The organism is Psychrobacter sp. CX90, assembly GCF_057396305.2.
Window position 1 is genome coordinate 881,187 of record NZ_CM182008.1, and the last position, 25,934, is coordinate 907,120.

A 25,934-nucleotide genomic window follows, 5' to 3' on the forward strand; every position below is an offset into this window, starting at 1 on the left:
CCTTTATCAATCAAAATTACAAGGATTAGCAATCTTATAATTTTTCTCAGATCCATCTTTTTGACGTATCTTTACATTGAATACATTCTGATCAAAAGTGCTGTTTTGACTATATAGCCAAATGGGAATAGCCGTATCATCAGCATTCGCATCCAGTTTCAATATCTCTTTTGTTTTATCTGAAAAAATCTTTCTTGATGTGAAGTTATTCTTATCAATATTAAATTCAATTAAACAAATGTCATTATATGCAATGAGTTTATGACTCCAGTCTTGTTCTTTTTTATCGTTCACAAAAACATGGTTACTACACGGATTCCCACAACTGTAGACAATGTGATAGAGTTTATCATTCATTTTTTTAATTCGATGTAATTCAGCGTTATCATCAAATATTTCCGTTTGACCCGAAACACGAGAATAGATAACACACTGTGTATCTGAGCACTCACTAAAAACACTAAAATCATTGATATTATTTGATTGAGGTTTTGCGGTTAGACATCCTACTGTCAAGTAAGTAAAAAAAGATATCACAACTATCTTTTTAACAGCATCCAAAGTCATCATCTTCATAACACTCTTCATATTCATAATCCTCATAACTTAAAAGAACAGCATCAAGCCTTAACTCAACATCCTCAGCCTTATTCCCAAAAACCCTAGCTGTTTGTCCATTCTCATCAAGAACACCTTTAAACTCAGTGCCTTTGCTATGATTAATCAGTTTATAACTAACTCCTTGGTTTAGTAGCTCCGTAGGAATTAGTTTTTTTAGATCAAACGCTTTACTAAATAATCCAGACTTAGGTAACGACAGCACAGGAGCAAATACTTTAGCCCCACCCACCAAACCCTTCTTAACCGCCTGAATCTTAATCGTCCCTGGGCACACAAACTTAACCCCGCTCTCATCAATCGTTAACGATGCTCCGCCGCTTGTTTGTACCTTAATACGAGTCGGGGAGGTCACATGCACCTCACCTGATGCGCTACCTATCATCATCCCTTGCTGAGAGTGCAGCTGTAGCTCACCGCCTTGCGCCTGTATTGCTAGCGGCTTAGTGTTTGCACTCACATGAAAGCCTGACTTAGCTGCTTGTCCAGATACACCTGCAAGAGACGTTAACGTATCGCCAAGTAGCTGATAACTACCGCCCACCATATCCGACTGAGTTAACCCAGACTGTCTAACCACACTCTTAGCCGTAAACAGCGTGTTTCGGCCTGATGCCAACAGACTGTCTTTGCTTACCAGCATCACATCAGATGCGCCCATCACCTCCGTGTTCAGTTGATCATCTATGATCTGAGCCGTCTCTTTAAACGCTTTTATCTGCGCATCTACATCTTGAGACGACTGCAAATGGCCTTGCTTTGCCTCACTATAACTATCAGATAGCGTATAGCCTAGATCCAACTGACGAGCGCCCTCATCATTGACCCAAGCTGACTCATGACGGCTTTGAGAATGGCGTATCCCAAACGTCGATAACAAAACACCATTATCCCCTGACAGCTGTAAACCTTTATCACTTGCCACCTCAAACCCAGCACCACGAATACTAGACTGATGATTACCAAAGCGGTGTCGTAGAACTCCCAGCTCTATCACATGCTCACTTGGGGAGAACACACCCTTATCACTTGATGTCGGTGTACTGGCATTGGCTTTATCCTGCGTATTGACTGACCACTGAAGCCCAAGCTTATTTGGCGTATCATCAAACAGCAGACTACTCTCAGAGCGGTTATCCAGCCCAAACTGACTAATACCTGATATAAAGCCACTGTGTGCATCATCCTCATTAATTTGAGAATGACCCAACCCCCCGCCATGCCAACGAGGGGAGGCGCCTTGCATCAGATTATAACGATGCGATGCGCCGCTATCTTGATACGTCACATCTCGCTCATCCACATCCCCCATGCCAATACCATCATAGAGGCTACGGGTAATCACAGGACTATCGATATCGCCATACCAATGTGATAACAGCACGGCTTGCCCAAGCCTTGGCGCAAACTGCCAACCATGTGACGCGCCTGTCGACAGCTGCAAGGATCGAAGTGGCGGGGTGTGTTTGTCATCATGATCACTGATACCTGCCCAAACAGGGGTAGTGATGACTTTATGTCGTCCGTCATCACTAATCTGTGAGTCATAGCTTGGGGCACTAACGTCGCCACTACGTGCTTGAATAAGACCGCTATAGGTATAGGAGGCAAAAGACAATAGGCTTGGGTAGCGGGTATAGGGGATATCAACAGCAATCAGCTTAGCTTCTACCCATACCCCAGATTCGCCAGCGAACTGACATTGATCAGCGGACACCGCTTGACGCATCAGCCAAGCATGTATTGATTGATGGTTATGATAAGAGACACTGTCACTTGCAGGCTCTATGCCAATTAAGGTTGAGGCAAGGCAGTAAGCGGATAATGAATGAATAGTGGGCAAGCGGGTAATTGATTTGAATGCTGGTAGTGAATGACTTGGATGATGTTTTATTATTGTAGCTATTCACGCTTTACGCTACTATCTGTCCGCCAGCATAGGGCAGTGGTAAAGGCTTGAGATGTCGCTTGCTTCGCGTGCCATCTCAAGCCTGACCACAGCAGCCTATGTTGCCGTTCAGTATATCTGCTGCAATCGTGGCTAAAGTGCTCCTTGTAGTTGGGTTAGCTACCTTGTGGTAAATTTAGTTATTTATAGGTTTTAAACTATTCTTACTAATCCAACCAGTTTTACTATTATTTTTATACCGTATACTAACCCAATCTTCGTTTTGATGGTCTGTCGTTACAGTATCGCCTTTAATAAAATAGTTAGGCGGATTTCTAGGCTTAAAATTATTCGTTAATATTTCAGCTTTATTTGAGGTAACAACGTATTTGTTAGCTGGCAAAGGGCATAACTTAGCAAGTTCTTCATCACTACCTGAAGAGTCAATTTTATAAACATAATCAGTTACTAAGACTTCATTTTTATCAACACAATAATAAAATTGACCAGTAGGAGTATGTCCTTCAGTTGAAGTAGTCGATATATACCATCTATTATTCTTTAAGGTATAGTAATATTTATTCTCAGGATAGCCTTTGCTAGAGAATTGGGTATTAAGTATAAAACCATTACCATTTGGACGTGGTAATATTTGAGATAGAGAATCTCCCCCGTCACTAGCATGATTTGAGGTACTTAGACTCATCGTATACTTATTATTTTTATCTCCTGTAAGAACATAAAGCTCATCACCTTGAAATAGATTGTTCTCATCATTTATTCTAGAAATTAAAATATCTTTTATATTATCTTGATTGACATCAAAGATGAAGAGTTTAAATTGTTCATCCGATAGGTTCTTCCTGATATAATCCAAAGATAAATCTTCATTAAAAGTCAAACTATCTAATGTACCGTCTGGATTCCATAGTTTGGAAATACCCACCTCTTCATCTTTTTTATACTCGCTTTCAAAGATATAACTATTTGGTTGGTCAAAAAGCTTAGAGTAGCAACGTCCGTCAGCCTTGCCACTAATGTAGCTGCATTCTCCGATTAATACGCCCTTGTCATTCCATGTCTTACTAGTCCCATTAATTTCTCCATCATGATAAGGAGTTTCCTTAGACTTTTGTCCATTCTCAAAATATTCAATCCAAAGTCCAGTAGGCTTATTTTTTTTATAATAGGATTCTATTTTTTTTGTGCCAGATTCATACCATTTTGTTATCTCTCCTTCCCTAGGGTAATAATTATTAGGGTGAGCAACATCTTCATTGTCGTTATATTTGAGCTGTCCGTCCGTGAGAATATAGGGACTAGTAAGTTTCTTTCCTGAAATATAAAAGTCTTGAACCAAGTATTTTTTCTTGGGCAGCTCTTTTAGTAATACTCTATAGTACTGTGCCTCAGATTTAGAGGATATCTCAAGACCCCATAAATCATGGTTAGTCATGTAAGAAATAATTTCGCCCTTGCGATTTTTTTCTAGGCTTTCAGTTAAAGATTTTTCGCTAGTAGTGTTATTCTGAGATGCAGATTGATAATTACAGGCTACAGTAGAAATTGTAAGCGTTAAAACAAGAAACTTTAGTAAATTTTGCATATATTAGCTCTCTTATAAGGATACAGTTACTAGGTTAAAACGACTATCTAGTTGATGACTTACCCCATCCTCCCCAAGTTATTCCTAGCTTTTTCATTTCTGATTCACTTCTTTTTGGCGCAACATTTTGGTTTTTCGCCATAGGCATATACGATTTTGGAGCATAAAACTCATACTGTTTTATCGGACGAACATCAATAGTAATTTGATTACTTTGATTTCCCCCTAGTCTATAGAAATGTGTACCATTAGGATGTGTTCCGATTACTAAAGCAACATGGCTAGAATGATTAGGCTTACTCATGTAACAAGCTATAGCACCATATATAGGTTTCTGCAATTTTTGGAAGTGTACTTTATCTTTCCTAAATCCATTAGCTCTTACTATATCAAATGTATTTCCTGTATTAACAACATCAACATTAACTTCTTTCAAGCAATAATTTATAAAAGATGCACACCAAGCTCTATCAGTACCCTTCATATTACTCCAGTTCATTCCCACCAATTTATGATAGTTATCTCCAAACTCTCTATCATATTCAGTGAAGCCTTTGTGTTGCATACCTTCTCGAATAGCTATATCCATCCAAGGTGCAATTTGATCTAAGTCTTCAACAACGGGCTTTTGTATTCCTGTACTGATACATTTGGAAGGGTAGTCAAATACTGACTTTAAACGTTTAACGTTTTCTTTTCTATGGGTAAGTCCATTTTTTCCACCATTGACAAGATAAGTAATTAAATTAACATTATCATCATCAGCAATTAAATTGAAATCAACAGTTCCATAGGTTTTTCCAGCTGCCTTAATGATTGTTTTAGGGTAATCTATACGTTCATTTCTAATAAATGGAGGTGGTTTTTTTGGTCCAGTCCAACGAGAAGAGTTACTTAAAACCTTGCCTTCTTTCCAAAACCAGCCAGATACATCACAAGAAACGTCTAAAGATTTTTCAACTAAACTACTATCGCCAACTACGTCTAAACCTGAATAACTGGAATAAAGTTCATAATTATTTTTCCAAGTAAGCTGGATTAGTCCGCGACCCTTATATCTAGGACCATCCCCTCTCTTAGTGTTACCATTCCCAATTGCATTTAAATTTTTACTTCCATCCGCATAATAAGGTTCATAATTACTGCCATCACCAAATTCTGTTGTAGTAGTAAAATATGCTGACTCGTGGTGACATTGAGCGATAAAGTGGATTCGTCTGATACAGGTGTTGATTTCATATTTATTAAAAGTTTTATTTAAGTATTTTAGAAGGCTTTGCAAATTTCTTTCGTTTGGATTCAAAACACATTTATTATGATTAAATACTTCTATACTTCCTGATGAGCTTAACTTTTTAACAATATTTTCTAACTCATTTAGCGTTAAATCTCTATTACAACTACAGTCCCCTATCTTCACAACATCAGTCTTGGGTGTACCGTCCTTACTATTCGTATCTGTATTTTGCGTTTCAACAGGTATTTGTGGTTTTACAGGTGTTCTTTGCGGCGCAGGAGTAGGTACAGAATTCTGACTACCATTTGAATCACTAGGAATAACTAATTTTTGCCCAACTAAAATTGTCGCATTATAATCAATGCCATTAGCACGGGCTATATTATGAGCAGAGACACCATATTTTTTTGCAATACCAGTTAACGTATCCCCACTCTTTACAATATGTACCGTTTTCGATGAACTAGTAGAGTTGTTAGTATTATTAGTAGTAGATTCACCTTCTTTTTTACCACTAATTGCTTCATTAAAGTCCTCAAACCCTTCTTTAACATTCTTCCATGTATCTGAAATTGCATCACCCACTTTATCTAGTAAACCATTATCATTATCTTTAGGGGATCGGTTACTACTAGAAGAGGGTAAACGTCCCATTGGTGGTTTTTCTAAATTATCAATGTTTGGCGCGCTTTTACCCCGTAGCTTAATGGTCTGCCCAGCTTGCAGCTTTTTAGGTTCACTTATATTGTTTATTCTTTTAAGTTCGCTAACAGGAATACCAGTTTCTTGAGAGATATCCCAAAGCGTATCATTTTTCTTAAGTGTATAAGTTTCTTGTGAAGAAGGTATTGTAGGTTTGTTATTGGATAAGCTGCGTAGTCCACTATTTTCAGGAGGAAGCTTTAACCACTTACCTGGATAAATTTTATAATCTGCCTTTACTGTATCCCTATTCAAGTTGTATAACACTTGCCAAGTAGTATTAAAATCTTTAGCAATTGAATAAAGACTTTCACCAGCTTTAACCTCGTGCATTTTTCTTCGATACTGCCCAGCTTGATCAGCAAGTGCTCTGAGTTTCATTTGTTGAAGAGTGAAAGGTGCTTGGACTCTTAACGTTCCTTTTGTTTCAGGAACATTAAAATATTGAGGTAACTTAAGACGTTGTTTTGTGATAGGGTGTTTTATGACAATCTCTAACAACGTTCCAGGAGGTCTACTGATCGGCACGCCCTTACCAGATTCATTAGACTTACCCGCACTCATAGCGTTCCTATCACCTATCACTCTTATCTCATGGTATAGACCCGCAATGGGTTGATTTAACAAGTCGATAAATTGGATCGTAAATATAATGCTTGGGCGTTTTTTCATAGGATTATCCAACTATATACTGATTGACTGTTATTTAAAAACAGGTAATGACAGCTATCTGTGCTAACGTTGTTACGTAGGGTCTGAATCATTGTCATCTGGCGGCCCTTCATCGTCAGGTATAAAAGACATACCCCAATCAGCATCTTTAAAACCAACCATAACTTCGACTTCTTCCTCTTTATCACTGATTACAGGCGCTGTTCGTCCATATTTATCCAATACGCCTTCCACTAGCTGTCCATCTTTACGTAAGATCTTAAATTCAATATCATTAAAATCATACTGATAGAACAAGTCATACACATCCAGCTTGTTACTAAACAGCGGAATAGTATCAGGCATCATCGGTACACTATAATTAGCCCGAGCCCCAGCAACCAGCCCCTTCTTAACCGCCTGAATCTTAATCGTCCCTGGGCACACAAACTTAACCCCGCTCTCATCAATCGTTAACGACGCCCCGCCGCTAGTTTGCAGTTTAATACGAGTCGGGGAGGTCACATGCACCTCACCTGATGCGCTACCTATCATCAACCCTTGCTGAGAGTGCAGCTGCAGCTCACCGCCTTGCGCCTGTATCGCAAGCGGCTTAGTATTTGCACTCACATGAAAGCCTGACTTAGATGCCTGACCAGACACTCCTGCAAGTGAGGTTAACGTATCGCCAAGTAGCTGATAACTACCACCCACCATATCCGACTGAGTTAACCCAGACTGTCTCACCACACTCTTAGCCGTAAACAGCGTGTTTTGGCCTGATGCCAACAGACTGTCTTTGCTCACCAGCATCACATCAGGCGCACCAAGCGTCTCCACACCGAGCGTCTCATCAATAACCTGAGCCGTCTCTTTAAACGCTTTTATCTGCGCATCTACATCTTGAGACGACTGCAAATGACCTTGTTTCGCCTCACTATAACTATCAGATAGCGTATAGCCTATATCCAACTGACGAGCGCCCGCATCATTGACCCAAGCCGACTCATGACGGCTTTGAGAATGACGTATCCCAAACGTTGATAACAAAACACCGCCTGAGCCTGACACCTGTAAGCCTTTATCACTCGCCACCTCAAACCCAGCACCACGAAGCGTAGACTGATGATTACCAAAGCGGTGTCGTAGAACACCCAGCTCTATCATATGCTCACTTGGGGAGAACACACCCTTATCACTTGATGTCGGTGTACTGGCATTGGCTTTGCCCTGTGTATTGACTGACCACTGAAGCCCAATCTTATGTGGCGTATCATCAAACAGCAGACTACTCTCAGAGCGGTTATCCAGCCCAAACTGACTAATACCTGATATAAAGCCACTGTGTGCATCATCCTCATTAATTTGAGAATGACCCAACCCCCCGCCATGCCAACGAGGGGAGGCGCCTTGCATCAGATTATAACGATGCGATGCGCCGCTATCTTGATACGTCACATCTCGCTCATCCACATCCCCCATGCCAATACCATCATAGAGGCTACGGGTAATCACAGGACTATCGATATCGCCATACCAATGTGATAACAGCACGGCTTGCCCAAGCCTTGGCGCAAACTGCCAACCATGTGACGCGCCTGTCGACAGCTGCAAGGATCGAAGTGGCGGGGTGTGTTTGTCATCATGATCACTGATACCTGCCCAAACAGGGGTAGTGATGACTTTATGTCGTCCGTCATCACTAATCTGTGAGTCATAGCTTGGGGCACTAACGTCGCCACTACGTGCTTGAATAAGACCGCTATAGGTATAGGAGGCAAAAGACAATAGGCTTGGGTAGCGGGTATAGGGGATATCAACAGCAATCAGCTTAGCTTCTACCCATACGCCAGAGTCAGCAGCGAACTGACATTGATCAGCGGACACCGCTTGACGCATCAGCCAAGTATGAATTGATTGGTGGTTATGATAAGAGACACTGTCACTTGCAGGCTCTATGCCAATTAAGGTTGAGGCAAGGCAGTAAGCGGATAATGAATGAATAGTGGGCAAGCGAGTGAGTGATTTGAATGCTGGTAGTGAATGGCTTAGATGATGTTTTATTATGGTAGCTATTCACGCTTTTCGCTACTATCTGTCCGCCATCATAGGGCAGTGGTAACGGCTTGCGATGTCACTTGCTTCGCGCGCCATCTCAAGCCTGACCACAGCAGCCTATGTTGCCGTACAGTATATCCGCTACAATCGTGGTTAAAACGCATCACAAGTTAACCACTGTACGGAAATTAAATATTTGAATAAAACCACTATTTGATAGCCATTAGCTTGAACTTTTAAAGGGTGTTTTTTTTGGTTTGATTACCTATCATAACTAGCGATGTATTTCTTAAGTTTTCAAAAAATATAAAGAAATTTATAGCAAGATATGAAATATTATATTTCTTCTCCATGTGCATTATATATCTCAAGCGCATTCTGACAGATAGTTTCATTTTCATATATAAACTTGTCCCATCCTGTATTATCCCTTGATAAATTGATGCCTGCATATTGCATCAAGTCTTCGCTATATTGACAATTCATGTTTGATAGTTTTTTTAAGTTGAGTTGTTCACAATGCCGTGTGGCTTCAGTTAATAAAGGGCTAAATCCCCAAGCATATAAATCTGTATGAATATGCATTTTTGACATTTGTTTTGTAGAACAAACTGAACTAAAAGTATCTTTTTTTATTGGGACATTTATTTCAGGCTGATGTATTCCATTTATATTTTCAGTTAAAGAAGTAATATCGTTGCATCCCAAAAACAACAATGTAAAAACTGAAATAAACTTTAATTTTTTCATAATTAACGATCCGCTTTATCGAGAAAAACATTAGGGTTTATTAAATCACTTCTACGTTGATATATACCCCCGCTAGCACCTTTTATAGTTAGTGTGGAAGTGTCATTAACATTAGAGAACATTTCAAGATGCAACATATTACTAGGTACATTTATTCCAATTAATCTGCCTACCTTTCCAATGGGATCACCTCTACCAACTTTTTGATCTTTCTTAACCATTATACTTTTAGGGTCAAGTTCGCCATATCTTATAATATGAGATTCATGCTGAATTGTCACTTGATTCGTGCCTGCATAGAATGGTCCTGTATTTAATACAACTCCTGATTCCATTGCACGAACTTTAGTACCTGTAGGAGCATATAAATCAGCCCCAGCATGCTTTCTTTTGCCTTTGCTTCTATTACTTCCAAACGATCTCATTCCAGATTTATAATCAGCAGTTGGTTTTATGGGTAAGGGAAATAAATAATTTTTAGGTCTCTTAGCTTTATAAACATACGGTTTATCTCTATCGTGACTGACAGTAAACCGACCTTTCTCAACTTCTTTGCCATCTTCGTATACCAGTACTGTTATCTCGACACCGATTAGTGACTCATGTGGTCTTCCCCTTGTACCATCACTACCTGTCACCGAAGGTTTTTTGCCATAATTAGTAGACTTAGTATAATATGTCAGTCCAGATATCGGTTTATTTGTAGATTCATCCAAGAACTTAATAGTGAATAGTGTTTCATCAGATTCAACCTTATGGGTTGGACCCTGCGACGTTATAACCTCCTTCTCTTTAATTTTAGGCTTTTCAACTTGAAGTTCAGGAGTATTATTATTCGTAGAGGAATTTTCTTCAGCTAAAGAGTCTTCATCCTTAACTACATCTGGTGTTTTACTACTAGTTTTACTTTCTTCTAGAGCTGAACTGTTGATTCTGATGATGATTTGGAGTCCAAGATGTGCCTGGTATTTTTGCTACTCCACCACTGGGCTTAGTGCCTGTATAAAAAGCACTAAACTTAAATTTTTTGAGAGGCCGTTTGAGTGTTGGTAGTGAATGGCTTGGATAATGTTTTATTATTGTAGCTATTCACGCTTTGCGCTGCTATCTGTCCACCAGCATAGGGCAGTGGTAATGGTTTGCGATGTCACTTGCTTCGCGCGCCATCTCAAGCCTGACCACAGCAGCCTATGTTGCCGTTCAGTATATCCGCTGCAATCGTGGCTAAAACGCATCACAAGTTAACCAGCGTACTGTAGTAGATTTATTCATTCACGCAAGGTAGTTATAATAAATCCATCTCCACAAAAGCAGGGTCGCTTAAATCTTTAAGTTTAGGCTTGGTTAAGAAGATAGGATAGCCAAGCTCAGTGATAAACTGCCCTTGCTCTGGATCAATAGGTGCCTTTGAAAACTGATAAGCCCCATCTAAGGCTATCTTTTTATCGCCTTTAATCAGATAGCTGTGTTGCAAGATTAAGTCCTTATTAAACTCAAGGTGCAACGTTGCAAAGTCATTAGGGCTGGCAGCTTGGTCATTAGTAGACAGTGAACGGTTGGGGTAAAGCGCTTCAAAGTAACTAAAGAAGCGATTCAGGTTAGGGTCTTGATAGTAAGGTTGATAATAATCATCTCTTAGTGCTTTAGCGGACCATTTGGGTCTTGGGTACAAATGTACCTCAAGTCCTGTACGCTCACCTGTTTCTGGATTCGTTGCCCAAGTTTTAATGGTATGAGGCACAGATTTTAGCTGCTTATTATGGATGTCAAACTGATCATCAAGTATGGCGTATTTTTCAGTATTGGCAAATTGAGCATAATACTCTCCATTCCACTCTTGACCATCAATAGTGACTGATAGATTCCAAGGATATTTAGTTTGCATCTTTTTGTACCAGTCTGATGAGATGCTCCACTCTCCTGATTGCCATTTTTTATAAGCTTTGGGATAATGACTCTCAAAATATATATGAGAATCGTTTTTACCAGTTTTTTTCGTTTCAAGATAAGCGTTATAGTCTATATATAAGTATTCATCAGCACTAGAAATAGGTCTTCCTTCCAATGTTTTAGGATCAGGTTCAATAGGCGTGGCTTGAAAGGAGGCTACTTCTACACGTCCCGCCCGACCAGTAACGAAAACAATAACCCAGCCCTTTGGTGCAAACGCAAGTTCTATATCATCATAGTTACTATCTCTCTCACCTGACTCTATAATCCAAGGATTGCTATCTTGCATCTTTTTATAATGACTGGTCATCAGTGAATATATTTTATCTGTCGGTAGAGGATGCTCGCCTTGATAGTAGTGATTGGTTATTACATCTAAGTAAGTAACACGTACCTTATCTGGTAATGGCTGCTCAAACTCATTACCACCTAGTGGTCTGGCACCATAGCCCCACCTACCTGTACCCCCGTCAAGAGAGCGTAGCCAAGTACCGTCATCTAAATAAAAGCTGGTACTGTAACTTTGAACCTTGTTTGACTTTTGTAAGCTAACTTCGTTATAAAAATTATTCTTTTTATATAGCGTATAGCTAGCGCTGGATAATGCAGCACCCCATTCTACAACTTTGTTATCCTTCATTTTTTTATCCTGATATAAAGAGACAAACGCCATCGTTAACAGTGATAAGACTGCAATAATGGCAAGCTTTAAGATGGTAGGGTAGTGTCGTATCTTCATAAGATTAACTCGGTTATATGTTAGCCATGGATGTTTTTTCTTCTTGGAATGCCGCTCTTTAGTCTAATTGTGCTTGATCACAAAGATATTTAAAAATCCTTAAAAACGGACTGATCATACTGGTCTGGATTGGCAGCAGCGTAGAAGGTTGGGCTGTTATAGTCGTCCATATTGCTATACGTATCATAAAATGGCTCGGTATTCTTAACTACTTCGATGCCTTTAGGGTAGATGGGTTGTACTTTTTAAGCTTTATAGTAACCTTATCAATCTTAAACCTCATTTAATATAATCACTTAGATAATCATAATAAAATATGAGTATAATTCCTTTAACTTGTCAACAAAATATAGCTGTAGCCGTTATGAATGCAAAACTTTTGTTTGTATCCTTATTTATCCTACCTTTATGTACTATGACTGCCTGTGCTCAGGAGCCAACACCTAAATTAGATAGCAACGGTATACCGCAAACCCGAGACAACCTCACGGTAGAAGAACAACAGCAACTAGATGACTTTTTAGCCCAGCAAAAGAAAAACATGCGCTTTATAGAAGGCGGCAGTTTTGAGATGGGCGACTTTGGTCATAAGCTTGATTGGACAGAGGGGTTGCCTTTATTAGGATATGCAGATAATAAGCCATTACATAAAGTTACGCTTGATAGCTTTAGTATGAATGCTTATAAAGCGACTTATGGTGACTTTGATACCTATACCATGGCGACTGGCCAAGATAAAGTCAGTATGCAACCTATTAGCATAGGAATACGTCAACCCGATGCGGCAGCAGGTATCAATTGGAAAACTGCCCAGCAGTATTGTCAGTGGCTGGGTCAACAGCTTGATGTACCGATGGATTTGCCAACCGAAGCCCAGTGGGAATATGCGGCGCGTAACCGAGGGCAGTACATTCTATTTCCAACTGATACAGGAGTGATAGACCCAGGTCGTAATATGTGGACGTATGCGCAAAAAAGAGCGTACAGCCGAAAATACGACCCTGTTCTTACAGTACCTATTGTCGGGTTATATCCACCCAATCCATTGGGGTTGTATGATATGGTGAATCAAAACTTCGAATGGATGCTAGATTGGTATGATGCTGAATATTATGCCAACAGTCCTGAACATAACCCTCAAGGTCCAAAGACAGGTACAGAAAAGGTATTACGTGGTGTGGATGCCAATGAAGGCTCAGCTAATAATGTCAATGCAGGAGGTCCAGTCACTGTTAGGCGCTTTCAAAGACTACCAGATCCACCTTTGATTTCTGATGATCCTGACTTAAACCAAAATAGAGCAACTTCTGCCCGTTGTGTCGCAAACAGTAAAGTGCCATTGAATTAAACATTTGATTTTATCCTATGTGTAGGAGCTTAATTTTAACTTGTAGAACAATAAACTTATTAGGCTGAAGATGCTAGTTTACATGGCTATTGGCTCAGGTAAAAAGTTACAAAGTAATCTTTTAGGTTGGGTAACTATCATCCTTATCTTTACCAATATTATTCTGAGCCATTAATGTATTATCTTGTGCTACTGTTAAATCTTGTTCACTACCAAAAACAGCTGAATCAAATTGTTCTGGATTGGCAGCTGCATAAAAGGTAGGAATAGCGTAATCATGAGATTAAAATAATTAAAACGAATAGTTAGGTCTAGTGAAATCTATTTTAAAAAGAATTCGTTGTAATTTAATAACAATCAGCAAAATATGATTAGCAAAGTTTACCCTCAAAACCTATAATATATTTATAATACGTTAATTAAATAAGACTTAAAAGGTCCCACCCTATGAATGTCGCTATCACCTCCTTGATACTGTCCATTGGTACACTGTGCCTAACCGCTTGCGCCGCTGAGCCAACACCTAAAACCGATGCAAATGGCATTCCGCAAACCCGAGACAATCTTACTGATGCAGAACAACAGCAGCTTGATACGTTTTTAGCCGAGCAAAAAGCAAACATGCGCTTTGTAGAGGGTGGTAGCTTTGAGATGGGAGACTTTGGTCATAAGCTAGACTGGACAGAGGGGTTGCCATTGACGGGAGATGCAGATAATAAGCCATTACATAAAGTCACGCTTGATAGCTTTAGTATGAATGCTTATAAAGCGACTTATGGTGACTTTGATACCTATACCATGGCGACTGGCCAAGATAAAGTCAGTATGCAGCGTATTGGTATAAAAATACGTCAACCCGATGCGGCAGCAGGTATCAATTGGCAAACTGCCCAGCAGTATTGTCAATGGCTGGGTCAACAGCTTGATGTACCGATGGATTTGCCAACCGAAGCCCAGTGGGAGTATGCGGCGCGTAACCGAGGGCAGTACATTCTATTTCCAACTGATACAGGAGTGATAGACCCAGGTCGTAATATGTGGACCTATGCGCAAAAAAGAGCGTACAGCGATAAATATGATACGGTTTTAGCAGTACCCATTGTGGGATTATATCCACCCAATCCATTGGGGTTGTATGATATGGTGAATCAAAACTATGAATGGATGCTAGACTGGTATGATGCTGAATATTATGCCAACAGTCCTGAACATAACCCGAAAGGCCCAAAGACGGGTACAGAAAAAGTGCTACGCAGTGTGCCAGCTGGAGAAGGCTCAGCAGGTAACCAACAAGCCGTTGGAGAAGTTAATGTGGGGCGTTTTCAAAAACTACCTGATCCACCTTTGATTTCTGATGATCCTGACTCAAACCAAAACTATAATACCTCTGCCCGTTGTGTCGCAAACAGTAAAGTGCCATTGAATTAAACATTTGATTTGATCTTATGTAGTAAGAGCTTAATTTTAACTTGTAGAACAATAAACTTATTAGGCTGAAGATGCTAGTTTACATGGCTATTGGCTCAGGTAAAAAGTTACAAAGTAATCTTTTAGGTTGGGTAACTATCATCCTTATCTTCGCCAATATTATTCTGAGCCATTAATGTATTATCTTGTGCTACTGTTAAATCTTGTTCACTTGCAAAAACGGCTGAATCAAATTGTTCTGGATTAGCAGCTGCATAAAAGGTAGGACTAGCGTAATCACCTAGACTGCTATAGATATCGTAAGCTGGATCTGTATTTTTTACCACTTCGATGCCCTTAGGGAATTGAGGTTTTACTTTTTGTAGCATTTTTAGATACTCATCAACATAATAGCTACCAGTGTTTGGCTTAGTTGTATTGCCTGAATTTATGATATCTAGGACTGATGACTCATCTGCTAATGCTTCACCATAATTAAGCAAACGAATGATATCACCCTGATTTTTACCTAGACTTCCCTTACTTCCGTCAATAGTCATATGTTGAACTGTATTGAGCCACTCAGGTGAAGTGGTAACAGTAGTAAATATAATGATAATAGCTTGTTTTCGATAATCCAATAAATCAATATCTACATCATTTAAACCTCTGATTGACGTAGTAGGAAGATCACTTAAGTGGCTAATTTTTGCATGGCGAGTCAGTTGATAAAGGAGCATACCTTTTGCTTCAGGTGTGGCGTACTTTAACCAATCATCATCACGTTTACTAATGATACGTTGTGCCAGTTTAACTCTTGCTTTATCGGTATCTATGTAAGTTAAAAACTTTTCAAAATTAAATTCAATATTTTGTAATGCCAGAGTAATATTTGAGTCTTTACCAAGCACCATAACAGAAAGCTGACTTAAATATGCAAAGGCTTCTTCGTGGACAAAGACTAAAGTACGAAATCCTGCATTCATCAGTTGATATGACAGCCAACGTACAAATTCTAAAATTAATCCACTGTCAATCTCAAACTCTGCACTCCCTTTACCACCCACACCAAGACAAAGCGCCGCTTGTACTCTTATTTTAAATTTTCCATTGCTATAAAAGACATAGAAGCTGCCTTTAGCACCAATACCAGCACTCCCTGCAACGGTTGCCGATATTTTTGCAAACGCTTTAAAGCCTTTGGCTTCTGGGCTTAACCACTCAATGCTACCAGCAGGTGTAATACCTGCTTCTGCACCAGCAAAGGCATCAACGCCAATATCAGCGCCTACGTTTGAGTTTGCTTGTAATACTTCAGTGCGCTCATAGCTTCTTTCAGCGACAAATTTAGGTCTGTGTTTTGCCGAATCCCACATATTAGCAATGGTTTCCGTAGGCGCTTTACGTGCTGCATTTAATCGTTGAGCGCCCCGTTCAAATTTAATAGAAGCTGCACCTGCGATACCAGCTTTTGCACCGACAAACCCGTAGAAGTTGCAAGATAACACAAACCGAATAGCGCCAAGATCTATTTCGCCAGCTGAATCAAAGACTGTTGCCACTCTCCAACCATCCAAGGATGGCAGAGCAAGCTTAGTATTTAAGTTACCTTCACAAAGCACCATCTTACCGTTTAAATTAAACCCACCTTTTAGACCAATATCGCCTTGGGAGGGACTCCATGAAGCAGAGCCATTCGCAGATGCACCTGCTACTGCTCTCATCCACTGAGCATCTACATCTACTTTGAAATGTTTAGATTCATGGAGACAGCGACTAAGCTCATTAACTGATTTAATCATACCTTCACGTAGACCGTCAAAATCTTTGATGAATGTTTGTGTTTCGTTTTTAAAACTTTTCGAAACAGATATCGATTTAACACTATCTTTCAGGTCGTTAAGTTTAATAGATTTGGGACTGGTGGATAAGTCTATACCACTAGGAGCTTTTATTTTGATTTTATAATTTGTTTTATTGAGCCTATTATTACGATACCTTAAATACCTATCTTTTTTTAGGTATTTTCTCGCTAAGCGTGTATTACCCTCACTATTAGATCCAGCATAACCCTCAACTAAGAAGACCTCCTTTAAATCAGCTTTGTTTTTATAGTTACTATTTAAGTGCTTTTTAACGCTATCCTCAGACAGTTTTAAGTTATCTTCTATTGTTTTAACTTGTTCTAAGGTACGATTTTGCGTGCTTTGTAAAGCATTTGAGTAGTCGCCACGTAACTTAGAGGTTCCACCTATCAGCTTTGTCAGCTCTGATGCTATCTCCTCAAACTGTTCATAGTCAGATGGTTTTAAAACTATTAATTCTTGATTTTCTAAGTCATATACTAATGGCGGCTTAATTTTAGCTGATACAGATGCCAAAGCTGTTTCATTAGCTGATGCAGATGGAACGGTTGTCGCAGTAGAAATAGGTATAACAATATCGTAAGTACAGCCTTCAACTCTAGGTGTCGCTTCTTTATCAGCTCTTCTATTCATCAGCTTAGCATTCGGAATATGCTTGCCATTGAGTAAGACTTTTACATTTCGTTTATAATCTGCAGCTATTTTGTCAGTTAAACCATCGGCTCTGACTGTCAGGGTCTTAACTACTCTGTTACTATGGCTCAACAACTGTATCTTTACATTTCGAACATTTATTCCATTACTTCCTTTTACTTTAAATTGTAAAAAAGTTTGCAACCGATAGCGCTTGATATAGGTATATCCTTGCCTTTCCCAAGAATCTTTTGCTAATTCTGCCTTATTAGGTATTCTTAATATTAATGGCTTAGCGCCATTCTGACCTTTTAGATAAGGGCTAATTAACTTTGAGCCATTACGTAAGTATATTCGATAATTTGTGCCAAATATAATAGGTATTTTTTTTGTATAAGTATGATTGTAAGTTAATTCATCAACTGGACCAGTTTTACCTGGTATTTTTTTCAGTTCACCTTTATCTTTATAGTCAATTTGATAGTCTACACTGCCATATGTAGGAACTACTTTTTTAGTACTGCTGTTTTCATAAACTTCCGCATAAAACTCTAAACGCATGATTCCGCGAGAATCACTCAAATATAATATCTTTGAGTACGCATAGTCGTTATCTCGTGGATTGGCTTTGAGGGTCCTGATAACTGAGTCACTGACTGAAACATCATAACGTCTGCCTTCATTTCCATAATCGAAAACAACGACCGACTTTAGCTCGTCCCATGTTTTAACTTTTACAAAAGTTTTGGTTCTATACCCTGGACTAACCCAAATCTCTTTTTTACTATTACAGACGATGAGAACTTCTTTAGCATTAATTTTTGATCCAGAACCGTCAGCCATCTTTCTCATGATATCAATTCTATAGCTCTTTTCTTCCATTATTCAGATCCTTCCATACTAACCGTAAATCCTTCGTAGTCATCGCCAGAAATATGAATACCAACTTCCTCTGGTGTCTCAGTCACAACCTGCTTAGTTCTACCTTGGGCATCGGTTCTCCCGCTTTTAGTAGTGCCATCTTCCATAAATAAGATATAGTCTGTATTTGCGATAGGCTTTCCCATAGCATCTTTAACAATATAGGTTAGATAACTCTTTATATTAGATCCATGTAGTGACAGTGGTTTAGCAGTAGCCCGAGCCCCAGCAACCAGCCCCTTCTTAACCGCCTGAATCTTAATCGTCCCTGGGCACACAAACTTAACCCCGCTCTCATCAATCGTTAACGATGCCCCGCCGCTAGTTTGTACCTTAATACGAGTCGGAGAGGCTACATGCACCTCACCAGACTCACTACCTATCATCATCCCTTGCTGAGAGTGCAGCTGCAGCTCACCGCCTTGTGCCTGTATCGCTAGCGGCTTAGTATTTGCACTCACATGAAAGCCCGACTTAGATGCTTGTCCAGACGCACCTGCAAGAGACGTTAACGTATCGCCAAGTAGCTGATAACTACCGCCCACCATATCCGACTGAGTTAACCCAGACTGTCTAACCACACTCTTAGCCGTAAACAGCGTGTTTTGGCTTGATGCCAGCAGACTGTCTTTGCTTACCAGCATCACATCAGGCGCACCAAGCGTCTCCACACCGAGCGTCTCATCAATAACCTGAGCCGTCTCTTTAAACGCTTTTATCTGCGCATCTACATCTTGAGACGACTGCAAATGAGCTTGTTTCGCCTCACTATAACTATCAGATAGCGTATAGCCTAGATCCAACTGCCTGACGCCCGCATCATTAACCCAAGCCGACTCATGACGGCTTTGAGAATGGCGTATCCCAAACGTTGATAACAAAACACCGCCTGAGCCTGACACCTGTAAGCCTTTATCACTTGCCACCTCAAACCCAGCACCACGAAGCGTAGACTGATGATTACCAAAGCGGTGTCGTAGAACACCCAGCTCTATCATATGCTCACTTGGGGAGAACACACCCTTATCACTTGATGTCGGTGTACTGGCATTGGCTTTGCCCTGTGTATTGACTGACCACTGAAGCCCAATCTTATGTGGCGTATCATCAAACAGCAGACTACTCTCAGAGCGGTTATCCAGCCCAAACTGACTAATACCTGATATAAAGCCACTGTGTGCATCATCCTCATTAATTTGAGAATGACCCAACCCCCCGCCATGCCAACGAGGGGAGGCGCCTTGCATCAGATTATAACGATGCGATGCGCCGCTATCTTGATACGTCACATCCCGCTCATCCACATCGCCCATGCCAATACCATCATAGAGGCTACGGATAATCACAGGACTGTCGATATCGCCATACCAATGCGATAACAGCACCGCTTGTCCAAGCCTTGGCGCAAACTGCCAACCATGTGACGCCCCTGTCGATAGCTGTAGAGATCGAAGTGGCGGGGTATGTTTGTCATCATGATCACTGATACCCGCCCAAACAGGGGTAGTGACCACTTTATGTCGTCCGTCATCACTAATCTGTGAGTCATAGCTTGAAGAAGTAGACTGTCCACTACGTGCTTGGGTAAGACCGCTATAGGTATGTGAGGCAAAAGACAATGAGCTTGGGTAGCGGGTATAAGGGATAGTATCGGCAATCAGCTTAGCTTCTACCCATACCCCAGATTCGCCAGCGAACTGGCATTGATCAGTGGACACCGCTTGACGCATCAGCCAAGTATGAATTGAGTGATGGTTATGATAAGAGACACTGTCACTTGCAGGCTCTATGCCAATTAAGGTTGAGGCAAGGCAGTAAGCGGATAATGAATGAATAGTGGGCAAGTGGGTGATATCCACTACGTTTGCAACATGCAGTCCACGCATCGAGCCTGCGGCAAGATAGTACTCACGGTGGGCGTTGTTAGCAGCAACCCACTGTTTGGCTAATCTTGTGGCACTATCACTACTGCCCACACGGGAGGGGGCGGCAATAAGTAGGGTCGTGTCTGCTGTGGTAAGAGGGGAGTCATCCGTGGCGATGCCTTCATAGAGGGTATCCGTCTCTAAGCCATCACTACGCACGATGACTTGCTGACTACCCAGCTGTTTATGCATTGGGTGTAGCTGGCTTATGGTGTCTTGTCCTGATTGCACGGATGCTTGGGCGTAGCTGTAGTAACAGGTGTCCCCTAAGCTGTCATCAGGGGTGAGTAGTTGCCAAGTACCAAGCTGTTGTAAAGAGTCGCCTGACAGCCATAGGGAGTTGATGCCAATATCGGCAAGTAGGTCTGAAATAAAGTCCCAGTCACTGATGTCAGATTGGGTGCGCAGAGCAAGCGGCTGATTAAAGAGGGGGTGCTCAAGTAGGGTATCTGTCGGTTGCCAGTCAAAGTCATAATCGGTCAGGATAGCGGTTATGATATCTAAGGGCGACTGATTGATAAAGGTACGGGTGTGACACGATTGGGTCAGTAGCCAGTCGGGGCTGACAACATCAAGCTGATAGAAGTGTAGGGGGCCGTTTGAGTGTTGATAGTGAATGGACTGGATGTAACCAGTACGAATGGTTGGTTGACGCTGTGCGTCTAAGGTGGCCAGGCATAAGCTGTTGCCAATTAATTTTTGGCAGTCGTCAGGCAGTAGTAGGTAGGTGCTATAGGCAAGAATGTGAGCGTGATGGGGCTGGTTAAGGGTAGATTGCCAGATAAAGGCTAAAGGATAAAGGGCGGTGTGGGGTAAGTGGTCTGTGTCGATAGTCAGTTGGTGCAGACGACTGGTTTGCAGTGGCATTGGTTTGATATCCAGTTGGGCTTAGCCTTTGTAAGTTTGGCTGTGCAGATGATGATTTAAACCATATTAAAGCTCAACAAAATATATGGTGTTATATTTATAATATAAGCATAGAACTGAAACAAATGTCTATTTATTATAAGAATAGACTCATTTTATATCAAAAAAAAATAATGTTTAGTGGATATGAGTTACATAAGAGTCATTTAGATAGTTCATTTTAATCGATTTAATTTTTATATTATTAGGGTCTGTTGAACATTCAAATATTAGGACTGCTGATAGCTAAAATTTTTCCAAACTAGGTATAAACCGACGATAATGTCTAGACCTTAGCTAGGTTTATAACAACGTTTGGGGCAATTTTAGCATCAGCCCTGTGGGGCAAGGCTATTTTTTGCCAATATATTGAGAGATTTTCTAACTTAGAATGACTAAGCGTCAAAAATTTCCCTGCATATTGCCTAAAAAATCGCCTCCGCCAGTTCCACATTTGAATGTTCAACAGACCCTAAAGTTATGATGATAGTATAAAAACTATACTATAAATAGATGATAAAGCTCTAAATGATATTTAAAAAGTATAGAGTTTATTGTAATGTTGTCAAGTCTAGGTATAATCAAAAAAATAGTAGTTTTCAAAATTATCCATTTCACGTAAATTTTTCAACAAGATAATGACAATTTTATGAATAGAATCCTATCATTCCATGCTAACCATACCAAAAAAATCATTTCTTCAATTATGTTAATGGCAATTGTATCATTTGCTGGCTGTGGAAAATACGGCTCAACAACTGATCATACGAGCGAATTAATTGACCCTTCACAAGTTGAAATCAATGCTCCTACAATAAGCTATTTAAATATAGATCTTAAAGAGAATGTAGAAGGCGAAAACTCTAAGAAGATAACTGCTAAACAGTGGTTACAAGCCGCTCAAACATTCTATAAGAACAAAAAGTATTCTAGAGCATTACGCGCAGCTGAGGAGTCGTTAACACTTAGTGATTCAGAAGAGGCATATAAGATCGCAATGTTATCAGCTATCAATATCACTCAATCAAATATGGATAAGTACAACAATCCTGATGTGCTAACTGACAATGATAAACAAGCTATTAAAAGTAGATTGACTAAAGTTACCACAGCTATCAATACTACTAAATATTCTAAGAATAAATCTGTTAATAAATAAATGTAAGACGATATAAGAGAATTAAGATAATGATTATAAATGCGAAGAATTGGCTTCTAATATCTAAAAATAAAGTCACCACTGGTTTATTTGTTGCTAGCCTAGGAATGCTGGGACATGTAGGAGTGGCTTATGCTGAGTTAGCGATCATGGAGAAAGATCCAGAGTCTAGTATTGTTAATCAGTATGATCAGTATAAAGCATCTGATCTAGATGCAGCCTCATTCATAAACTTTGTCGATCAATTAAATAAAAGAATTGATCAAAATCCTCAAGATTCTTTAGCATGGGAAATACTAGCCAAAGTATATTATAAACATGGTGATATAGATTACGCTGTGTTTGCAGCGAGTGAAGCTGTTGATTTAGGCGCAACTGATAATGAGTTATATTCTATTTTGCTGACAGGGAGTACTTCAATTGCAGTAGATCAGATAGAGGCAGGTTATGCTGAACAGATTAATAACAAAAGCTTTTTAGAGCAATATCAAGCTTCCCTCAGCAGAGCTTATGGCACTATGCATGGCTTCAACTACAATGAGGCACTGCCTAAGCCAACCATACGCAGTACTCCTTCAAAAGCTATCAATAAATATAAGCCCAAAAAACGCGTTTCACGAAACAAAAGAGCTACGGTTAAACCAAAACCAAAACGCAGTGTTACACCAAAACCAAAACGCAGTGTTACACCTAAAAAATCAAATAGACCAGTGAAAAAATCCAACCCCCAGACACCTAGAAAAACATCATCATCAGGTGATCCATTCAAAATTTTAAGGTAACCCGCTTATTACAGTTTGTAATGTAGTGAAAATATGGTATTTTAAACTTCGTTAACGACACGTCAAATCTTAGTATATTTAAAGTAGACAATTTAAAGTAGACAAGCGCTTAATCAATACGATTAATAAAATTTAAATAGTGTTTATACATAATAGGTATCGCAACAATTAAAAGGTTAGGTGAAAATTATGGCAAAGCAGGATAGCGTACAAAAAAAACTAGCAAAAGTTAGAGCGCCACGCGTCCATCTCACTTATGATGTAGAGATAGGTGATTCGATTGAAACAAAAGAAATCCCTTTTGTTGTTGGCGTCATGGGAGAGTTTTCAGGGGATTCCACTCAAGAACAACCGAGACTTAAAGACAAAAAGTTTGTAGAAGTAGATTTAGACACCTTCGATGAAGTGATGTCTGGTTTAGCACCAAGAGCTACTTTCAGAGTTGATAATGAATTAAGTGATAATGGCGGTGAGTTTGCAGTTGATCTAGCCTTTAATAGTATTGATGATTTTCGACCTGAAGCAGTTGCTGATCAAGTCGAGCCTCTACGTCAGTTAGTACAAGCCCGTGAGCGTCTAGCAGATTTGCGAAATAAAATATCAGCAAATGAAAAACTAGAAGACTTACTAGATGATGTATTAAAAAATACTGAACAAGTTAAAAAAATGGCTGGGCAAAATAACAATGACAGTGAGGAGTAATTAATGAGTATACAAAGTTTACAAGGCTCAACCACATCTGAAGCAGAATATGATTTATTAGAAGATATTGTTAACAAGAGTAATATTGCTAAATCAGAAGAAGAAAAAATACGTGCCAAGAGTCAAATTTCTGAATTAGCGAATGAGGTAATGCAAGGTACGGTTACTATTTCTGAAAACTTAGCTGCTTCTATAGATGATCGTATTGCTCAAATAGATGCTCTTATTTCAAAGCAGCTTAGTACCATTATGCATGCCCCTGAGTTTCAAAAACTCGAATCAAGTTGGCGTGGTCTACATTATTTATGTAGTCAAACGCCGTCTGAATCTATGCTCAAAATACGCATGCTTAACACCAATAAAAAAGAACTTATAAAGGACTTTCAATCTTCTATTGATTTTGATCAAAGCACTTTATTTAAAAAGATTTATGAAGAAGAGTTTGGCAGCTTTGGTGGCGAGCCATATGCGGCGCTAATTGGTGATTTTGAGTTTACTCGCCAAAATGCAGATATTTATTTGTTAGAACAAATGTCTCATGTTGCTGCAGCTGCGCATGCACCATTTATCTCTGCAGCTTCCTCAGAGATGTTTGGTCTTGACTCATTTACAGACATTGGTAGACCTAGAGACTTATCTAAAATATTTGAAACAGCTGAGTATATTAGATGGCGTGCATTTAGAGAGTCAGAAGATGCACGTTATGTTGCGTTAACAGTTCCTAGGTTCTTAGGGCGCATACCGTATAACCCAAAAGAAGGTACTGTGGTTGAGGGCTTTAATTTTGTTGAAGATGTTTCTGGCACTGATCATAATGATTACTTATGGGTTAATGCAGCCTATGCATTTGCTTCACGTCTAACATCTGCCTTTTCAGATTATCGTTGGTGTGCTGCGATTCGCGGCGTTGAAGGGGGTGGTTTAGTTGAAGGTTTACCTGTTCATACCTTCAAGACGGATGAAGGTGACCTGGCATTAAAGTGTCCGACTGAAATTTCAATCACTGATCGCCGTGAAAAAGAACTCAGTGATTTAGGATTCATCCCTTTAGTGCATTGTAAAAATACAAACTATGCTGCTTTTTTTGGTGCTCAGTCAACTCAAAAAGCGAAGGTTTATCAAAATGACGATGCCAATGCGAACGCGGTGTTGTCAACTCAACTACAGTATATTATGGCAGTCTCTCGCATAGCACATTATCTTAAAGCGATGATGCGTGATAAAGTAGGTAGTTTTCTATCTGCTGGAAATGTCGAGTCTTTTTTAAATGATTGGATTTCAAGATACGTTTTACTCGATGACGGTGCCTCACAAGAAGCCAAAGCTCAATATCCATTGCGTGAAGCTTCGGTAAAAGTTGTGGAAGTGCCAGGTAAACCTGGTGTCTACAAGTCTGTGGTTTTTTTAAGACCACATTTTCAGCTCGATGAGTTATCTGTTTCTTTGCGTTTAGTGACCCAATTACCGCAGTCAAGTAACAGTTAGCTTTATTTTTTTTAATCGATAACTTAAAAAGGTAATAACTATGAAGGATATTTACATTCAGTTTAGAGGTAAATATAAGATTGACGGTGAGTCACGTGATAGCGAGCACAGAGGTTGGCTTGAAGTTAACACTTGGGAGCATCTAATTCGCCAACCCAAATCTGCAACCGCTAGTAGCGTCGGTGGTCATACTTCAGAGCGTTGCGAACATTCTGATATGACATTCATGAAAGACTTGGATTCAACCAGCCCTAAGTTATGGGAAGCGTGTTCTGCAGGTTATACTTTTGATGAGATTCAAGTTGATTTTTATCGAGCAAACGGCGATAAACGAGTTAAGTATCTTGAAATTAAACTAAAGCATGCGTTAATTTCATTTGTTAATCCAACAGTAGAAACTGAAGGTGTTCCTACTGAAAGATTTGGTCTTAAATATGCAGCTGTTGAATGGACTTATACGCAGCAAGATATCGATGGTACTGCTAAAGGCGCCGTAACGAAGAAATGGTCATTAGCTAATAACACAGCGACTTATACTTCTTAAGATAAGTTATTATGGCTTTCGTTTTCATTCTATGTAAAAGAAAGGTTTATTATAGGCC

General features: G+C 39.8%; 17 protein-coding genes. 7 read left to right on the plus strand and 10 right to left on the minus strand.

Features of this window, described 5'->3' with window-relative positions; genetic code table 11:
- Positions 1-6: 6 nt before the first annotated feature.
- The 8 genes from AC2SLN_RS03530 to AC2SLN_RS03565 form a co-directional block, all read right to left on the minus strand.
- Complete coding sequence (locus tag AC2SLN_RS03530) at positions 7-576, minus strand: hypothetical protein (protein ID WP_486550946.1); 570 nt, start codon at positions 574-576, stop codon at positions 7-9.
- Complete coding sequence (locus AC2SLN_RS03535; RefSeq protein WP_495057354.1) at positions 548-2,461, minus strand: DUF2345 domain-containing protein; 1,914 nt, start codon at positions 2,459-2,461, stop codon at positions 548-550. Before AC2SLN_RS03535 ends, AC2SLN_RS03530 begins: the two co-directional genes overlap by 29 nt.
- 241 nt (positions 2,462-2,702) lie before the next feature.
- Positions 2,703-4,112 carry a toxin-antitoxin system YwqK family antitoxin gene (locus AC2SLN_RS03540; RefSeq protein WP_486550955.1) on the minus strand — a complete coding sequence of 470 codons (1,410 nt, stop codon included), beginning with the start codon at positions 4,110-4,112 and terminating at the stop codon, positions 2,703-2,705.
- A 43-nt stretch (positions 4,113-4,155) separates the two neighbouring features.
- Entirely contained in the window at positions 4,156-6,723 is a 2,568-nt protein-coding gene (locus AC2SLN_RS03545) for a LysM peptidoglycan-binding domain-containing protein (RefSeq protein ID WP_486550957.1), read from the minus strand.
- A gap of 72 nt (positions 6,724-6,795) precedes the next feature.
- Positions 6,796-8,715 (minus strand): DUF2345 domain-containing protein, encoded by a 1,920-nt coding sequence (locus AC2SLN_RS03550; RefSeq protein WP_495057355.1) that lies wholly within the window; start codon positions 8,713-8,715, stop codon positions 6,796-6,798.
- Between the two features lie 381 nt (positions 8,716-9,096).
- The gene (locus AC2SLN_RS03555) at positions 9,097-9,510 is read right to left on the minus strand and encodes a hypothetical protein (RefSeq protein ID WP_486550969.1); all 414 of its coding nucleotides are present in this window, start codon (positions 9,508-9,510) and stop codon (positions 9,097-9,099) included.
- A 2-nt stretch (positions 9,511-9,512) separates the two neighbouring features.
- Positions 9,513-10,226, minus strand: a complete 714-nt coding sequence (locus tag AC2SLN_RS03560; protein ID WP_486550968.1) for a M23 family metallopeptidase — start codon at positions 10,224-10,226, stop codon at positions 9,513-9,515.
- A gap of 569 nt (positions 10,227-10,795) precedes the next feature.
- A complete protein-coding gene (locus AC2SLN_RS03565) occupies positions 10,796-12,199 on the minus strand; it encodes a DUF2931 family protein (protein ID WP_495057356.1) in 1,404 nt (467 codons plus the stop codon).
- Positions 12,200-12,563: 364 nt separating this feature from the next.
- On the opposite strand from AC2SLN_RS03565, the gene AC2SLN_RS03570 reads away from it, so the two are divergent.
- Both AC2SLN_RS03570 and AC2SLN_RS03575 read left to right on the plus strand, forming a co-directional pair.
- A complete protein-coding gene (locus AC2SLN_RS03570) occupies positions 12,564-13,547 on the plus strand; it encodes an SUMF1/EgtB/PvdO family nonheme iron enzyme (RefSeq protein ID WP_495057357.1) in 984 nt (327 codons plus the stop codon).
- A 447-nt stretch (positions 13,548-13,994) separates the two neighbouring features.
- A complete protein-coding gene (locus AC2SLN_RS03575; RefSeq protein ID WP_486550770.1) occupies positions 13,995-14,975 on the plus strand; it encodes an SUMF1/EgtB/PvdO family nonheme iron enzyme in 981 nt (326 codons plus the stop codon).
- Between the two features lie 122 nt (positions 14,976-15,097).
- Here AC2SLN_RS03575 and AC2SLN_RS03580 read toward each other — a convergent pair whose 3' ends face one another.
- Both AC2SLN_RS03580 and AC2SLN_RS03585 read right to left on the minus strand, forming a co-directional pair.
- Entirely contained in the window at positions 15,098-18,334 is a 3,237-nt protein-coding gene (locus AC2SLN_RS03580; protein ID WP_486550769.1) for a hypothetical protein, read from the minus strand.
- Positions 18,334-21,165 carry a contractile injection system protein, VgrG/Pvc8 family gene (locus AC2SLN_RS03585; protein ID WP_486550768.1) on the minus strand — a complete coding sequence of 944 codons (2,832 nt, stop codon included), beginning with the start codon at positions 21,163-21,165 and terminating at the stop codon, positions 18,334-18,336. Before AC2SLN_RS03585 ends, AC2SLN_RS03580 begins: the two co-directional genes overlap by 1 nt.
- 688 nt (positions 21,166-21,853) lie before the next feature.
- Here AC2SLN_RS03585 and AC2SLN_RS03590 point away from each other — a divergent pair.
- The 5 genes from AC2SLN_RS03590 (at position 21,854) to AC2SLN_RS03610 (ending at position 25,876) form a co-directional block, all read left to right on the plus strand.
- Complete coding sequence (locus AC2SLN_RS03590; RefSeq protein WP_486550766.1) at positions 21,854-22,363, plus strand: hypothetical protein; 510 nt, start codon at positions 21,854-21,856, stop codon at positions 22,361-22,363.
- 29 nt (positions 22,364-22,392) lie between these two features.
- Entirely contained in the window at positions 22,393-23,145 is a 753-nt protein-coding gene (locus tag AC2SLN_RS03595; protein WP_486550765.1) for a tetratricopeptide repeat protein, read from the plus strand.
- 189 nt (positions 23,146-23,334) lie between these two features.
- Positions 23,335-23,847, plus strand: a complete 513-nt coding sequence (gene tssB, locus AC2SLN_RS03600; RefSeq protein ID WP_486550764.1) for a type VI secretion system contractile sheath small subunit — start codon at positions 23,335-23,337, stop codon at positions 23,845-23,847.
- A 3-nt stretch (positions 23,848-23,850) separates the two neighbouring features.
- Positions 23,851-25,332 carry a type VI secretion system contractile sheath large subunit gene (gene tssC / locus AC2SLN_RS03605; RefSeq protein ID WP_486550762.1) on the plus strand — a complete coding sequence of 494 codons (1,482 nt, stop codon included), beginning with the start codon at positions 23,851-23,853 and terminating at the stop codon, positions 25,330-25,332.
- A gap of 40 nt (positions 25,333-25,372) precedes the next feature.
- Positions 25,373-25,876: an Hcp family type VI secretion system effector gene (locus AC2SLN_RS03610; RefSeq protein WP_486550761.1), complete on the plus strand. Its 504-nt coding sequence runs from the start codon at positions 25,373-25,375 to the stop codon at positions 25,874-25,876.
- Positions 25,877-25,934 lie beyond the last annotated feature (58 nt).

Bases quoted from the DNA above. Each gene is read 5' to 3' on its own strand.
- AC2SLN_RS03565 (WP_495057356.1), bottom strand. From the start codon at position 12,199: ATGAAGATACGACACTACCCTACCATCTTAAAGCTTGCCATTATTGCA.
- AC2SLN_RS03590 (WP_486550766.1), top strand. From the start codon at position 21,854: ATGAATAGAATCCTATCATTCCATGCTAACCATACCAAAAAAATCATT.
- AC2SLN_RS03545 (WP_486550957.1), bottom strand. From the start codon at position 6,723: ATGAAAAAACGCCCAAGCATTATATTTACGATCCAATTTATCGACTTG.
- AC2SLN_RS03585 (WP_486550768.1), bottom strand. From the start codon at position 21,165: ATGCCACTGCAAACCAGTCGTCTGCACCAACTGACTATCGACACAGAC.
- tssC (WP_486550762.1), top strand. From the start codon at position 23,851: ATGAGTATACAAAGTTTACAAGGCTCAACCACATCTGAAGCAGAATAT.
- AC2SLN_RS03575 (WP_486550770.1), top strand. From the start codon at position 13,995: ATGAATGTCGCTATCACCTCCTTGATACTGTCCATTGGTACACTGTGC.
- AC2SLN_RS03555 (WP_486550969.1), bottom strand. From the start codon at position 9,510: ATGAAAAAATTAAAGTTTATTTCAGTTTTTACATTGTTGTTTTTGGGA.
- AC2SLN_RS03540 (WP_486550955.1), bottom strand. From the start codon at position 4,112: ATGCAAAATTTACTAAAGTTTCTTGTTTTAACGCTTACAATTTCTACT.
- tssB (WP_486550764.1), top strand. From the start codon at position 23,335: ATGGCAAAGCAGGATAGCGTACAAAAAAAACTAGCAAAAGTTAGAGCG.
- AC2SLN_RS03570 (WP_495057357.1), top strand. From the start codon at position 12,564: ATGAATGCAAAACTTTTGTTTGTATCCTTATTTATCCTACCTTTATGT.
- AC2SLN_RS03595 (WP_486550765.1), top strand. From the start codon at position 22,393: ATGATTATAAATGCGAAGAATTGGCTTCTAATATCTAAAAATAAAGTC.
- AC2SLN_RS03610 (WP_486550761.1), top strand. From the start codon at position 25,373: ATGAAGGATATTTACATTCAGTTTAGAGGTAAATATAAGATTGACGGT.
- AC2SLN_RS03580 (WP_486550769.1), bottom strand. From the start codon at position 18,334: ATGGAAGAAAAGAGCTATAGAATTGATATCATGAGAAAGATGGCTGAC.
- AC2SLN_RS03530 (WP_486550946.1), bottom strand. From the start codon at position 576: ATGAAGATGATGACTTTGGATGCTGTTAAAAAGATAGTTGTGATATCT.